General features: G+C 72.4%; 10 protein-coding genes. 2 read left to right on the plus strand and 8 right to left on the minus strand.

Going from position 1 to position 14,563, the window contains the following annotated elements; translation table 11 throughout:
• Window positions 1-62: 62 nt before the first annotated feature.
• Window positions 63-3,170: an EAL domain-containing protein gene (locus AB0C62_RS12095; RefSeq protein ID WP_362972063.1), complete on the minus strand. Its 3,108-nt coding sequence runs from the start codon at window positions 3,168-3,170 to the stop codon at window positions 63-65.
• Window positions 3,171-3,560: 390 nt separating this feature from the next.
• Window positions 3,561-4,502: a 2-hydroxyacid dehydrogenase gene (locus AB0C62_RS12100; protein WP_362972065.1), complete on the minus strand. Its 942-nt coding sequence runs from the start codon at window positions 4,500-4,502 to the stop codon at window positions 3,561-3,563.
• 76 nt (window positions 4,503-4,578) lie between these two features.
• On the opposite strand from AB0C62_RS12100, the gene AB0C62_RS12105 reads away from it, so the two are divergent.
• A complete protein-coding gene (locus tag AB0C62_RS12105; RefSeq protein WP_362972067.1) occupies window positions 4,579-5,586 on the plus strand; it encodes an aldo/keto reductase in 1,008 nt (335 codons plus the stop codon).
• Between the two features lie 104 nt (window positions 5,587-5,690).
• Window positions 5,691-6,866, plus strand: a complete 1,176-nt coding sequence (locus AB0C62_RS12110; RefSeq protein WP_362972069.1) for a PQQ-dependent sugar dehydrogenase — start codon at window positions 5,691-5,693, stop codon at window positions 6,864-6,866.
• Window positions 6,867-6,915: 49 nt separating this feature from the next.
• Here AB0C62_RS12110 and AB0C62_RS12115 read toward each other — a convergent pair whose 3' ends face one another.
• The 6 genes from AB0C62_RS12115 to AB0C62_RS12140 all read right to left on the minus strand — a co-directional run bounded on the left by AB0C62_RS12115 (window position 6,916) and on the right by AB0C62_RS12140 (window position 14,309).
• Window positions 6,916-7,227 (minus strand): DUF6191 domain-containing protein, encoded by a 312-nt coding sequence (locus AB0C62_RS12115; RefSeq protein WP_362972071.1) that lies wholly within the window; start codon window positions 7,225-7,227, stop codon window positions 6,916-6,918.
• Window positions 7,228-7,253: 26 nt separating this feature from the next.
• Window positions 7,254-10,316 carry an AAA family ATPase gene (locus AB0C62_RS12120; protein WP_362972185.1) on the minus strand — a complete coding sequence of 1,021 codons (3,063 nt, stop codon included), beginning with the start codon at window positions 10,314-10,316 and terminating at the stop codon, window positions 7,254-7,256.
• A 164-nt stretch (window positions 10,317-10,480) separates the two neighbouring features.
• The gene (locus tag AB0C62_RS12125; RefSeq protein WP_362972072.1) at window positions 10,481-10,678 is read right to left on the minus strand and encodes a hypothetical protein; all 198 of its coding nucleotides are present in this window, start codon (window positions 10,676-10,678) and stop codon (window positions 10,481-10,483) included.
• A 176-nt stretch (window positions 10,679-10,854) separates the two neighbouring features.
• Entirely contained in the window at window positions 10,855-11,448 is a 594-nt protein-coding gene (locus tag AB0C62_RS12130) for a hypothetical protein (protein ID WP_362972074.1), read from the minus strand.
• A gap of 35 nt (window positions 11,449-11,483) precedes the next feature.
• Window positions 11,484-12,059, minus strand: coding sequence for a GNAT family protein (locus AB0C62_RS12135; protein ID WP_362972076.1), 576 nt, complete (start codon window positions 12,057-12,059; stop codon window positions 11,484-11,486).
• Window positions 12,060-12,062: 3 nt separating this feature from the next.
• Window positions 12,063-14,309 carry an MMPL family transporter gene (locus AB0C62_RS12140; protein WP_362972078.1) on the minus strand — a complete coding sequence of 749 codons (2,247 nt, stop codon included), beginning with the start codon at window positions 14,307-14,309 and terminating at the stop codon, window positions 12,063-12,065.
• Window positions 14,310-14,563 lie beyond the last annotated feature (254 nt).

The following is a 14,563-nucleotide window of genomic DNA, read 5'->3' on the forward strand; positions in this document are numbered from 1 at the left end:
TTTCCAAGTACGAGAATTCGGGTGCGCATGGCATTGACCCTCCCCCCGGCACGCACTGACTGTCAAGTAGGTGGGACGGGAGTCTCATTATGTGAGCGGAGGGCCGTTCCGCCGCCGAGAACGGCGGGCACACCACCGGTGTACACCCCCGCTCCACCGCGCGCGAAAACGGGCTCGACCGGCCCGTTCGGTACGGGGAAGTGGCCGGCGGAGAGCGCACGGCGCAGCCGGTACTCGTCCAGCGGTCCGGAGAACGCCATGCCCTGTCCGTGGGTGCAGCCCATCGCCCGCAGCGCGATCACCTGCTCCGGGAGATCCACCCCGTCCGCCACGGACTGCAGCCCCAGATCGGTGGCGATCCGCAGCAGTCCGCTGGTGATCTTGTGCAGTCGGGCGGACTCGACGACTCCCTCGACCAGACTGCGGTCGAGCCGCAGGATGTCGACGGGGAGCCGGCGGAGCGCTGTGATCGCCGCGTAGCCGCTGCCGAAGCCGTCCAGGGCGATCCGGACCCCGAGGCGCCTGAGGGCGTTCAGACGGCGCTCCAGCTCGTCCAGAGGGACTCGTGGGTCCGTGTCCGACAGCTCGATGACGAGTCCGCCGGACGCGAGCCCGTGCCGGGTGAGGAGGGACTCGACGGAGCCGAGCGGCATGGAGCGGTCCAGCAGCCGCCGCGCGGTCATCCGGACGGCGACCGGCACCGCGATGCCCGCGGCGGTGCGCTCGGCCGCCTGCCCGACGGCCTCGTCCAGCATCCAGCGGCTCAGCTCGGCGGTGCGGTCGCTGTCCTCGGCCACCCGCAGGAACTCGGCCGGCGTGAAGAGCACCCCCTGGGAGGAACGCCAGCGCGCCTGTGCGGTGACCGATGAGATCCGGCCGTTCGCCAACGACACCACCGGTTGGTGCAGCAGGGCGAACTCGCCGTCCTGGAGCGCGGAGCGCAGCCGGGTCGCCAGTTCCGCCTTGCGGACCACGTCCTGCTGCATCTGCGGCGCGTACAACTCGACACGGCCCTTGCCCGCCGCCTTGGCCCGGTACATGGCGAGGTCGGCGTTGCGCAGCAGCTCACCCGCGCCGAGGCCCGGTTCGGCGAAACCGACACCGATGGACGCGGCGACGCGGACATCGTTGCCGTCGATGCAGTAGGGCTGGGAGAGCCTGATCCGCAGCCGGTCGGCCAGTTCCATTATCTGTTGCTCGCGGGCCGTGCGGTCGCGGCCGCCGTCGCCGACGATGAGTGCCGCGAACTCGTCCCCGCCGAGGCGGGCGGCGGTGTCCCCGTGCCGTACGGAGTCCTGGAGCCGGCGGGCGGCCTGGACGAGCAGTTCGTCGCCCGCCTGGTGCCCGATCGTGTCGTTCACGGCCTTGAAGCCGTCGAGGTCGATGAAGAGCACGGCGGTGCCCCGGTCGGAGGAGCGGCGCCCGGACAGGGCCTGCTGGACGCGCCGGGTGAACAGCGCGCGGTTCGGCAGGTCGGTGAGCGGGTCGTGCTCGGCGTTGTGCTGCAACTGCGCCTGGAGACGGACGCGTTCGGTCACGTCACGGCTGTTGAAGATGAGGCCGCCGTGGTGCCGGTTGACGGTGGACTCCACGTTCAGCCAGCCGCCGTCGCCGGACCGGAACCGGCACTCGATCCGGGTGGTCGGCTCCTCGACGTGACTGGCCGCGAGGAACCGCCGCACCTCGTGGACCACGCAGCCGAGGTCCTCGGGGTGGATGAGCGAGGCGAGCTCGGAGCCGACGAGTTCCTCCGCGTCACAGCCGTAGACCCCGGCGGCGGCCGGGCTCACGTACCGCAGGATGCCGTTCGGAGCGGCGATCATGATGACGTCGCTGGAGCCCTGCACCAGGGAGCGGAAGTGGTTCTCCTTCTGCGCCAGCTCCTGGGTGAGGGTGATGTTGTCGAGCAGCATGATGCCCTGGCGCACCACGAGGGCGAGGACGACGAGACCGGCGGTGAGGAGCACCACACGGTCCACCCTGCGCCCGTTCAGGATGTTGTAGAGGATCCCCAACGTGCAGACGGCCGCGGCGAGATAGGGCGTCAGCGCGGCGAGCGAACCGGCGATCGGACGTGTGACCGGGTACCGGCCGTGACCCGGGCCCTGCGGGGCGGGCTGCGGGTGTCCGTCCTGCTCCCGCCCGTACCCGTGCTCCTGCGCACCGGACCCGCCCCGGCGCTCGTGCCCTGCGGGGCCCCGGAGGGCTCCCGGCCCGGGGGGCTCGTGGCCGGCCCGCGGTCCGCGCCGCTCGTCGGAGCCCGGTGGACCGAAGCGGCCCTCCCGGCGCTGGCCGGGGATGCGCTCGCGCACCCCGCGCGCGGGCCCGTCCGGGGCGTGCTCCTGCGGGCCGTACTCCTCCGCCTCCGGGTGTCCGTGCCGGGTGGCGGCCCAGGGTGCGTACGCGAGGAGCAGGGAGCCGGCGAACCAGCCCGCGTCGAGGAGCTGGCCCGAGTGGTAGTTGTTGTGCAGGAGGGGCGAGGTGAACAGGGCGTCGCACATCACGGTCAGGGCGAGCGCCCCGATCGCGGTGTTCACCGCCGAACGGTTCACCGAGGAGCGCCGGAAGTGCAGGGCGAGGACCATGCTGACCAGTGCGATGTCCAGCAGCGGGTACGCCAGCGACAGCGCGGTGTGGGCGACGCTCGGTCCGTCGAACTTGGCCGCCTGGGCGAGCGCAAGCGACCAGGACAGGGTGAGCAGCGAACCGCCGATCAGCCAGGAGTCGAGCGCGAGGCACACCCAACCCGCCCTGGTGACCGGCCTCTTGGCGAGCACCAGCAGGCCGACGATGGCGGGCGGCGCGAAGCAGAGGAAGAACAGGTCGGCGTAGCTCGGGCTGGGCACCGGGCGTTCGAGGACGACCTCGTACCACCCCCAGACCAGATTGCCGAGGGAGGCCATCGCCGAGGAGAGGGAGAACAGCAGCCACGCGGGTCGAAAGCGGCTGCTCCGGCTACGGGCGTAGAGGAAGCACGAGACGGCCGCGGTGCCCGCCGCGATGCTCAGCCCGAAGTCGCCCATGACCAGCGCGAGACGCGCGGAGCCCCAGCCGAGTGCGGAACCGACGGCGTATCCCGCGCACACCAGGGCCAGGACGAGTTGCGAGAACAGGCCCGTCCCGCCGTCGAAGACCGGACGGCGGGCCAGCAGTGCTCCCGGGGAGCTCACCGGGCCCACCCGGTCCGTGCTCCCGGGTCCAACTGGTCCCGGTGCGCCGGATGGACATGCCTGCGGCGGCTCGGGTGCCTGCGGTGGTGATGGCAGCCGTGCCCGCGTCCGCGTGCGGCCGCGCGCCAGGGTCGTCGGCGGCGGCCCCGCCGCCGCGGATCGTCGGTCCATAGGCCGTGCATCGCCCGTCGCCCCCCTCGCAGTCTCAATGTCCGTCCCCGGCGCCGAACGGTGCGCGGCGCAGCCCCTGTCGGGACGATACACCAGTCTCGTCACTCAGGGACATAGTTCCTCTACGCTCCGTGACGACCAGGGACTATGCCGGAACTGCCCGCGTTCGGGGAACTGCGGAGGGTGTTCGAGGCGGACGGGAGACGAACGGAGCGGTGCTCAGGTGCCGGTGGTGAGAACCACGTTCCGCAGCGGCTCCCGGTTCACGAAAAGCGTCAGTTGTTGCGCGAGCAGCCGCTTGGCGCGCGGCCAGAACGCCGAGGTGGGGCCGCCGACATGGGGACTGATGAGCACACCGGGCGCGTGCCACAGCGGATGACCCGCGGGCAGCGGTTCGGGGTCGGTCACGTCGAGGGCCGCGGTGATGCGGCCGCTCTCCAGTTCGGCGACCAGCGCCTTGGTGTCGACGACGGGGCCGCGCGCCACGTTCACCAGCAGGGCGCCGTCCTTCATCCGGGAGAGGAAGTCGGCGTTCACCAGCCCCCGAGTGCTCTCCGTGAGCGGTGTGGACAGGACGACGACATCGGATGCGGGGAGCAGCGAGGGGAGTTCAGTGAGTGGGTGCACCGGGCCGCGCTCCGTGGTGCGGGCGGAGCGCGCCACGCGCGCCACCCGCGCGAGCTCGAACGGCGCGAGCCGGTCCTCGATGGCGGACCCGATCGAGCCGTACCCCACGATGAGGACGGACTTGTCGGCCAGTGACGGCCGGAAGCCCGAGCGCCACTCCTCGTTGTCCTGCCCGCGCACGAAGTCGGGCACGCCGCGCAGCGACGCGAGGATCAGGGTGAGGGTCAACTCCGCCGTGCTCGCCTCGTGGACACCACGGGCGTTGCACAACACCACGCCGGGGCGCAGGGACTTGAGGCTCGGCAGGACGTGGTCGACACCCGCGGAGAGCGTCTGCACGGCCCGGACCGACGTCATCGCCGGCAGCGGTCGCCGCGACACGGCGGGCGGCTTCATGTAGGGGACGACGTAGAACGCGCAGTCCGCCGGGTCGGCGGGAAAGTCCTGGTCGCCGTCCCAGAAGCGGTACGCGGGGCCTTCTGGGAGTCCCTCGATCTCGTCGGCGTGAAACGGGAGCCACACATCGGAAGTCATGGTCAGGAGGCTATGCCAGGCGCCCGTGCGCGCAGAGGTTAGGTTGGGGTGCCGGCAGAGGGAGGATCACGACCAGGTGGAGCGCAGAACGATCGGGGCCGCGGCGCTCGGTGTCGGGGCGGTCGGCCTCGGGTGCATGCCGATGAGCTGGGCCTACACCGGTTCGCGACAGAGCGGCGAGGAGTCGCTGCGCGCGGTGCACGCGGCGCTCGACCGGGGCTCGACGCTGCTCGACACGGCCGACATGTACGGCCCCTTCACCAACGAACTGCTGCTCGGACGGGCGCTCCGGCAGCGCCGCCCGGAGGCCTTCGTGTCGACCAAGGTCGGTCTGCTGGTGGGCGAGCAGCACATCGTGGCCAACGGCCGTCCCGGGTACGTGAGGCGGGCGTGCGACGCCTCGCTGCGCCGGCTCCGGACGGACGTGATCGATCTCTACCAGCTGCACCGGGCGGATCCGGAGGTGCCGGTCGAGGAGACCTGGGGCGCGATGGCCGAGCTGGTGTCGGCGGGGAAGGTGCGCTCGCTCGGGCTCTGCGCGCTGGGGGCCAGGTCCGGCCGGCGCCCGGGTGCGCGGCTGCACGACGGAACGATCCGGCAGCTGGAGCGGGTGCAGCAGGTGTTCCCGGTGAGCGCCGTGGAGGCCGAGCTGTCGGTGTGGTCGGCTGAGGCGCTGGACGCGCTGCTGCCCTGGTGCGCGGCGCGCGGGGTCGGTTTCCTCGCCGCGATGCCGCTGGGCAACGGCTTCCTGACCGGGACGCTGACCCCCGGCGAGGGCTTCGAGCCCGACGACGTACGGGCCCGGCATCCGCGGTTCACCGCCGAGATGATGGCCGCGAACCAGCCCATCGTGGTCGGTCTGCGGCGCATCGCCCGGCGCCACTCGGAGGCGGGCCGTCCGGTCACGCCCGCGCAGGTGGCGCTGGCCTGGGTGCTGGCGCAGGGGCCGCACGTGGTTCCGGTGCCGGGGGCCAAGCGGGAACGCTGGGTGACCGAGAACGCGGGGGCCGCGGGGCTGCGGCTGACACCGGAGGATCTGGCGGAGGTGGCGGGTCTGCCGGGGGCCCTGGGATCCTGGGAGTGAGGCACGTCCGCGGGCCGGAGTCCGGATTCACCGGCCCGTGATCGGGAACCTGCGGAACGCGAGCGGTGTATGAACAGTGGAACCGCCGCGTCGAAGGGACACAGATGGTGCAACGTCGAGCAGTGACAGCCGTGTTGGTCACGGCTGCCTTTCTGGTGACGGCAGGCTGTTCCTCCGGCGGTGGAGGGGGCTCGGACGACGGAGGCGCGTTCCCCGGCCTCGGGAGCAGCCCCGCCCCGCAGTCGTCGGCCTCCCGCGGCGCCGCCCCCGAGCCGACACCGCCGGCCAAGGGCTCGGTGAAGGTCGTGCGCACCGTCACCGAGGACCTCGACAGCCCCTGGGGGCTCGCGCCCCTGCCGGAGGGCGGCCTGCTGGTGTCGTCGCGGGACAAGGGGACCATCACCCGGATCGACGAGAAGACCGGCAGGAAGACCGTGCTGGGCGATGTCCCCGGGGTGGCCCCGGCCGGCGAGGGCGGCCTGCTGGGCATAGCCCTCTCCCCCGACTACGCCTCGGACCACATGATCTACGCGTATGTGACCACGGCCTCCGACAACCGCGTCGTCCGCATGCTGTACGACGCGAAGAAGCCCGCCGGCGAGCAGCTCGGCGCACCGGACACGATCTTCAAGGGCATCCCCAAGGGGATCATCCACAACGGCGGGCGGATCGCGTTCGGCCCCGACAAGATGCTGTACGCGGGTGCGGGCGAGACGGGCGACCGGGGCCAGGCGCAGGACAAGAAGGCGCTCGGCGGCAAGATCCTGCGGATGACTCCCGACGGCGAGCCCGCGCCCGGCAATCCGTTCCCCGGCTCGGTCGTCTACTCCTACGGACACCGCAACGTCCAGGGCCTCGCCTGGGACGACAAACAGCGTCTGTGGGCCTCCGAGTTCGGCCAGGACACCTGGGACGAGCTGAACCAGATCAAGCCCGGCGACAACTACGGCTGGCCGGTGGTCGAGGGCATCGGCAAGGACGCGAAGTACCACAACCCGGTCGCCCAGTGGCACACGGACAACGCCTCCCCGAGCGGGATCGCGTACGCCGAGGGATCCATATGGATGGCGGGCCTCAAGGGCGAGCGGCTGTGGCGCATCCCGCTGAACGGCACGAAGACCTCCGCCGACCCCGAGGCCTTCCTCACGGGGAAGTACGGCCGGCTGCGCACGGTCGTCTCCGCGGGCGGCGACAAGCTCTGGCTGATGACGAGCGAGACCGACGGCCGCGGCAGCCCCGGGAAGGGCGACGACCGTCTCCTGGAGATCGAGGTGAAGTAGCGGGAGCTTGCGGCGGGGAAGCAGGCGGAGGTCTGATGCGGACCCGGGGCTACGGCCCCTGCGCGGGGCCTGGGTTCTTCCGGGCGGCATCCCCGTCCGGGCCCGTGTTCCGGTCCTGGGCCGTGTCCTTCTCGTGGGCCGCTTTCCGGTCCTCGGCCGCGTCGTTCTCCTCGGCCGCGTCCGTCTCGTGGTCCTCGTCATGCCGAGGTGCCCGTACGACCACTTTGCCCGAGGTCAGGTCTATGGGGCCGCGGCCCGGGTCGCCGTCGTTCAGGTCCACGCGGCTCAGTTCCAGCCGCTTGCGTTCGTCGTTGGTGTGCTTGCGGCCCGGTGCGAAGAGCTCCTCGAACATGTTGAACACGGCGCCTCCCTCGGCCCGAATCCCTTTCAGCGTAGACCTCGGCCCGCAGCCGGGGCCGAGGAGGGCTCCGGCGGGAAGAGGCGCAGCCGGTGGGCCAGGGCCGCAGCCTCGCCCCGTCCCGAGACGTCCAGCTTGCCCAGGATGTTCGAGACGTGGACGCTGGCCGTCTTCGGGGAGATGAAGAGTTCCTCGGCGATCTGGCGGTTGGTGCGGCCGGCGGCGACGAGTCGCAGCACGTCGCGCTCGCGGCCGGTGAGACCGAGGGCCAGTGCCGGGTCCGAGGACACCGCGGACCGCTCGGGTGCGTGCTCCAGGGGGAGGCGGGCGCGCTGGGCGAGGAGCGCGACGGCGTCGGTGAGCGGGCGGGCTCCGAGATGGTCGGCCGCGGCGCGGGCCAGCCGGAGGAGTTCCGTGGCCCGGGCGCGCTCGTCGTCGTCCGTGCCGGAGACGAGCAGGGCCTCGGCGAGGCGGAGGCGGACCCGCGCCAGGTCGTAGGGACGCTCCAGGGGTTCGAGAGCGGTGACCACGTCGGACCACTGGTCCGGGGTGCTCACGCCCTCGGCCCGGTCGAGTTCGGCGCGGACCCATTCGGCGTGGGCGAGCCACACAGGAGCGCCCGCCGCCAGGGACTTCGCGGCTGCGCGGATGCGCTCGACGGTCTGGGCGCGGCCCGGTTCGGCGACGGGCAGGCCGCGGGCGTCGGCCTCCGCGACGGCGGCGGCGAGCAGCAGCGGCCAGCCGTAGCGCTGCGTACCGGGCGGGAAGCCCGCGTCCAGTGCCTGATCGAGGGTGGCGCGGGCGTCGAGGAGGCGGCCCTCGCCGGCGGCGGTGCCGATGGTGGTGCAGAGCAGCGGCAGGGAGTGCTGGGGCATCGGATCGTGGGTGCCGAAGTGGCCGCGGGCGGCGGTCAGTTGGCGGGCCGCCTCGGGGAGGTCGCCGCGGGCGAGGGCGACGGGCGCGAGACGGGCGGCACCCACTCCGGATGCCTTGCCGCTGAGCCCCACGCCCAGCGCGTTCCGGGCGGCGTCGACGGCCTCGTCCCACTGGCCGAGGGCGTACAGCGACTCGGACAGGTTGCCCCAGACCCAGGCGAGGGTGTCCAACAGGCCGTTTCTGCGGGCGAGTTCGAGACCGTCGCGCAGGATCGCGACGGCCTCGCGGGAGCGTCCGACGGACTCCAGGTGGGAGGGCAGGTTGATGTGCAGGCGGCCGACGACGTAGGCGGCGCCGTGCTGGTGCGCCGCCTCCTTGACCTGGTACATCGCGGCGAGTCCGGCCTCGACGTCGCCCGAGTCGACCATCAGGCCGCCGAGGGTGAGCCGGGCGTTGAGTTCGACGTCCCGGGCGCCGACCATGCGCGCGTACTCCACGGCGCGCTCGGCCGCTGAGAGGGCGCCGTGGCCCGGTTCGTGGAGCATGCACCAGGCGGCGACCATGGACAGCACCTCGGCGTGCACCTCGGAGGGCGGCAGGCCCCGCACCAGCTCCTGGGCGGTGGCGAGTTCCTCCCAGCCGTCGCCGCGGACCTGCGCCTGGACGAGCCGGGAGCGCTGGAGCCAGAACCAGGCGGCGCGCAGCGGATCGCCCGTGTTCTCCAGGAGGTGCAGCGCGCGCCGGGTGGTCTTCAGGGCTCGCTCGCGCTCTCCGCACAGCCGTCCGGCGACGGCCGCCTCGGCCATCAGGTCGAGGTAGCTGAGCGGGGTCGTCTCGGGGTCGCAGCCGCAGGCCGGATAGGCCTCCACGTAGTCGACGGGCCGCAGCGCGGCGCGCACGGCGTCGGGGGCGACCTCCCACAGCTCCATCGCCCGCTCCAGGAGCCGCAGTTGCTCGGAGTGGGCGTGCCGGCGGCGAGCCTCGACGGAGGCGTCGAGGACGGCGGGCAGGGCCTTGGCGGCGTCGTGGGCGTGGTACCAGTAACTGGCCAGCCGGGTCACGCGTTCGTCGGCCGGGACGAGCGCCGGGGCGGCCTCCAGTGCCTCGGCGTAGCGGCGGTTGAAGCGGGAGCGTTCGCCGGGGAGCAGGTCGTCGCTGACGGCCTCGCGGACCAGGGAGTGGCGGAAGCGGTAGCCGTCGCCGGCGGGTGAGGCGAGGAGGATGTTGGCGCCGACGCAGGCCCGCAGTGCCTCGATGAGGTCGTCCTCGGCGAGTCCGGCCACGGCGGCGAGCAGCGCGTACTCGACGGTGGAGCCGCCTTCGGCGACGATCCGGGCGATCCGCTGGGCGCTCTCCGGGAGCCGTTCGACGCGGACCAGGAGCAGGTCGCGCAGGGAGTCCGTGAGTCCGGTGCGGCAGCCCTCGTGGGCGGCGACGGCGAGTTCCTCGACGAAGAAGGCGTTGCCGTCCGAGCGGGCGAAGATCTCGTCGACCTGGGCCGGGTCGGGCTCGCGGGCGAGGATTCCGGCTATCTGACGGCCGACCTCGGCCCGGCTGAAGCGGCCCAGTTCGAGACGTCGGACGGTGCGGAGGCGGTCGAGTTCGGCGAGCAGGGGACGCAGCGGGTGGCGTCGGTGGATGTCGTCGGCGCGGTAGGTGGCGATCACGACGAGCCGGCCGCTGCGCAGGGTGCGGAACAGGTAGGCGAGCAGGTGGCGGGTGGAGGCGTCGGCCCAGTGCAGGTCCTCCAGCACGACGACGACCGTGCGGTCCGCCGCGACGCGTTCCAGCAGGCGGGCGGTGAGCTCGAAGAGACGGGCCATGCCCTCTTCGTCGTAGCGCCGTCCGGGGGTCGTCCCCGCGAGTTCGGGCAGCAGGCGGGCGAGTTCCTCCTCCTGTCCGGCGGCCGCGGCGGTGAGTTCGTCGGGCAGGATGCGGCGCAGGGCGCGCAGGGCGGTGGAGAACGGGGCGAAGGGGAGGCCGTCGGCGCCGATCTCGACGCAGCCGCCGCAGGCGACGACGGCGGCCTCGCGGGCGGCGGCGGTGGCGAACTCCTCCAGGAGTCGGGTCTTGCCGACGCCGGCCTCGCCACCGAGCAGCAACGCCTGTGGCTCTCCCGTGGCGGCACGGGAGAGCGCGTCGTTCAACACCCCCAGTTCGGCGGTGCGTCCGACGAACACGGGGCTCACGGACCTGGTCTCCACGGGCCCGAGCATCGCACAGGGCACCGACAGCGCGGCACCGGTTATCCGGTGGGCCGTCGGTGCCCCGTCGGGACGTGCCGTGTCCGGCAGGAGGCGGCCGCCCCCTGTACGGCCGCCCTCCCGCCCACCCGGCAGCCGGTCGTACGCGGTACGGCCGACGCCGGGTGCCATGGCGTTCACGCGGCGCGGGTGAACGGATACCGGCGGGGACGGCGGCTATGGGCCCGCCCCTCCGTGTCCTGCTGTGCGGACTCGCGGCGGGCCGCGCGGCGGGCGGCCCGGCGACCGCGGAGGGCCTCCTGGGCGAGCCGGTCGTTGTGGGCCTCGCGGATCAGTTCCGCGGACCGGATGCGGTGAAGCTCGTACTCGAACATCTTGTACCCCTGGTGAAGAGTCGGTTTCGTCCTCGCTGTCTGGCGATGTCTCAACCTTCGTCTCCGAGGGGGGTGCGCCACATCGGGAGAGTTCCGCATCTTGCGCACGCGAAGGGCCTTAGGGCGGCACCCGTTGTACGGCGCCGGCCCTAAGGCCCCTCAGAGTGGTCGGGTTCTCAGCTGGTGGAGGGCAGTCCGAGAAGGAGGTCGGAGTACTTGGCGACCGCGAGGATCAGCCCGACGACGCCGAGCGAGACACCGGCCCAGGCGACGGACTTGATCCAGGGGGCCTGCGGCTTGCCGGGGGCGCCGAACGCGGGCCGGACGAGGACGACGACGCCCACGATCAGCGCGGCGAGCGCGAAGAGGCCGCCGATCAGCGCGGTGACCGCCCAGGCGTCGCCGTAGACCTCCTTGACCTGCTTGGCGACGCTCGCGCTCTGCGAGGTCTGGAGCTGGCCGACGAGCGTCTCGCGGGCGGCGGCGACGGTGGAGACCCAGCTGCCGGTCAGCGACACGATGCCCAGTCCGGCGGACACCACGGCGGCGGCACCCTGACCGACGCCGGTCGACCCGGCCGCGGTGGTGTCGTCGCCGTCCACGAGGTCCGCGTCGGCCTCGTCCTGCTCCTCGGCCCGGACGCCCTGCGGCTCGGTGCCGGTCACGTCGTCCGTGGTCGCGTCGGTCTTGGTGACGTCCACGGTCTGCTCGTCGCGCTGCGCCTCGGCGCCGGTCTCGGCCCCGGCTTCGTCAACTGTCTTGGTTCCCATGCCCCGCACCGTACGGACGCTGTCTGAGAAGTTCCTTAATGATCCTTGTGCGCCTCGCGCGCGCGTGCGGCGCGCCAGTCGGGGGCGAGCAGGGACCACACCTCCAGGTCGTGCCGGACCCCGCGGTAGGGGTGCTTCTCGCGCAGGACGCCGTCCTGCGTCATGCCCAGGCGGCGGGCCACGTTCAGGCTCGGCACGTTGCCCGCGGCGGCCACCCACTCGATCCGGTGGATCCCGCGGCCCTCGACCGCCCAGTCGATGAGCACGCGCATCGCGCGGGTGACGAGACCGCGTCCGGAGGCCGCGGGCTCCAGCCAGCAGCCGACCTCGCAGTTGCCCTGTTCGGCGTCGAAGTTCAGGAAGAGCACGCCGCCGACGAGCTTGCCGTCGAGCCACAGGCCGTGCAGCGAGCCGGTGTCCGCCGCCCGCATGTCGGCGTACCGCTGGAGGTGGGCCCGCGTGGACGGCACGTCCGTGGACTGGGATCCGAAGGGGATGAACTGTCCGATGAACTCGCGGCCGCGGTCCAGGTGGGCGAGGAACTCCTCGGCGTGCCACGGCTCCAGGGGCCGCAGCTGCGCCCCGTCGTCACCCAGGGATATCGCGTACATCCGCTACCGCTCCTTCGCCATCATGTCCGCCGCGTCGGCGGCGTCCAGGACGTCCGCCACACCGGCGTCCGTCGCCTCGGCCAGCCTCTCATGGGCGGCACGGCACTCCGGCGCCTCGATGCTGACGCGGGGCAGCCGGTGGTCGAGCCAGCCGGGCAGCCACCAGTTCGCGCCGCCCAGCAGGTGCATGAGGGCGGGGACGAGGAGCGTGCGCAGGACGAAGGCGTCGAGGGCGACGGCGGCCGCCAGGGCCACGCCGAACATCGCGATGACGCGGTCGCCGCTGAGCACGAAGGCGAGGAACACCGAGATCATGATGACGGCCGCCGAGTTGATCACCCTGCTGGTCTCGGCCAGCCCGACCCGGACGGCCCGCCGGTTGTCGCCGGTCTCCAGCCACTCCTCGTACATGCGGCTGACCAGGAACACCTGGTAGTCCATCGAGAGTCCGAAGAGCACCGACACCATGATCACGGGGAGGAAGGGCTCGATCGGTCCCGCGCGGCCGAGGCCGAGCAGGTCGCTCCCCCAGCCCCACTGGAAGATCGCGACGACGACCCCGAAGGCGGCCGCGACCGCGGCGATGTTCATCACGGCCGCCTTGAGCGGGATGCCGATCGAACGGAACGCGAGGAGCAGCAGGACGCAGCCGAGGCTGATGACGACGCCGACGAAGAGCGGCAGCTTGCCGACGATGACGTCGGCGAAGTCGTCGTAGCTCGCCGTCACCCCGCCCACCTGCACGTCGAGGGAGGTGCCGGCCTCGGCGCGCGGCAGGACCTCGGTGCGCAGCCGGTCGACGAGGTCGCTGGTGTCCTTGGACTGCGGGGCGGAGGACGGGACGACGGTGAGGTAGGCGGTGTCGCCCGCGGTGTTGTAGGTGACCGGGGTCGCCGAGGCGACGCCGTGGGTGAGCCGCAGCGAGAGGTCCAGGGTGTCGAGCGCCAGGCGGTCCTCGGAGCCGCCGACCTTGGTGACGAGGGTCAGGGGGCCGTTCACGCCGGGTCCGAAGCCCTTGCCGATGAGGTCGTAGGCCTGCCGGGTGGTCGTCGTCCGCGGGTCGTTGCCCTGGTCGGAGGTGCCCAGATGGAGGGAGAACGTGGGCAGGGCGAGCAGCGCCATCACGACGACGGCGACGCCGCCGAGCACCTTCGGGTGGCGTTCGACGAAGGCGGACCAGCGGGCGGCGAACCCGGTGGGCAGCTCCGGTTCCGGTCCGTGCTCCTCCAGCCGGCGCCGTTCGCGGCGGCTCAGGGCGCGGGGCCCGATGAACGAGAGCAGCGCGGGCAGCAGCGTGACGGAGGCCGCGACGGTGAGGACGACGGTCAGGGAGGCGGCGATGGCGACGCCGTTGAGGAAGCCGAGCCGCAGGATGAGCATGCCGAGCAGGGCGATGCAGACGGTGGCCCCCGCGAAGACGACGGCACGGCCCGTGGTGGCGACGGCGTTCCGCGCGGCCTCGGCCACCGGCAGTCCGCGTTTCAGGCCGCGCCGGTGTCGCGTCACGATGAACAGCGCGTAGTCGATGCCGACACCGAGCCCGATCAGCATGCCGAGCATGGGGGCGAAGTCGGCGACGGTCATGGCGTGCCCGAGGAGCACGATCCCGAAGTACGCCGTGCCCACGCCGACCAGGGCGGTGGCGATGGGCAGCATGGAGGCGGCGAGGGAGCCGAAGGCGAGGAAGAGGACGGCGGCGGCCACGACCACGCCGACGATCTCGGCGAGGTGCCCGCCGGACGACTGCGTGAGGGCGACGGCGCTGCCGCCCAGTTCCACGTCGAGCCCGTCGGTCCCGGCCGCCTTCGCGGTGTCGACTACGGCGCGGACCTCGCCCTTGTCGATGGTCTCGGCCCGGTCCGTGAAGGTGACGTTCGCGTACGCGGTGCGGCCGTCTTCACTGATCCGGTCGGCGCCGCCGCGGCCGTACGGGCTGTCGACGGAGGCGACTCCGGGGAGCTCGGCGATCTTGTCCAGGGTGCGGGTCATCGACTGCTCGACGGCGGGGGAACGCACGCCGTCGTCGTGGCCGGTGTGCCAGACGACCGTGTCGTTGTCGCCGCCGAGGCCCGGGAAGCCCTCGCCGAGGAGCTGGGTGGCGCGGCCGGACTCGGTGCCGGGGGCCTCGTAGTCGTTCGAGTACGAGGAGCCCGTCACGGCGGCGGCAGCGGTCACGCCGCCGAAGGCGACCAGCCAGAGCAGTACGGCAACGAGGCGGTGCTGGACACACCAACGTGCGAGGGCTGCCACGGACGAGCTCCCTGGGGGATTTGGGGATCTTTATCGGGAACTGCCCGCAAAGAACGCATGACTCATGCGTCATCACTCTTACAGCCGGAAATGATCCTTTGTCGCATTCGTGGGCTTACTCACACATCTGCGACCCCCGTCCCAGGGCATTCGTGTGAACTCCGCCGTCCCACGCGTGGCACGGCCGGTCCGGAACGAGCCCGGACGCACCTCAGGGGGCGCATCGACAGCGATGCGCCCCCTGAGACGTGGGA

The organism is Streptomyces sp. NPDC048643 (assembly GCF_040650615.1).
GTDB lineage: Bacteria > Actinomycetota > Actinomycetes > Streptomycetales > Streptomycetaceae > Streptomyces.

Coding starts and splice junctions, on each gene's coding strand:
- AB0C62_RS12100 (WP_362972065.1), bottom strand. CDS start 4,502: ATGACTTCCGATGTGTGGCTCCCGTTTCACGCCGACGAGATCGAGGGA.
- AB0C62_RS12110 (WP_362972069.1), top strand. CDS start 5,691: ATGGTGCAACGTCGAGCAGTGACAGCCGTGTTGGTCACGGCTGCCTTT.
- AB0C62_RS12120 (WP_362972185.1), bottom strand. CDS start 10,316: ATGCTCGGGCCCGTGGAGACCAGGTCCGTGAGCCCCGTGTTCGTCGGA.
- AB0C62_RS12125 (WP_362972072.1), bottom strand. CDS start 10,678: ATGTTCGAGTACGAGCTTCACCGCATCCGGTCCGCGGAACTGATCCGC.
- AB0C62_RS12130 (WP_362972074.1), bottom strand. CDS start 11,448: ATGGGAACCAAGACAGTTGACGAAGCCGGGGCCGAGACCGGCGCCGAG.
- AB0C62_RS12135 (WP_362972076.1), bottom strand. CDS start 12,059: ATGTACGCGATATCCCTGGGTGACGACGGGGCGCAGCTGCGGCCCCTG.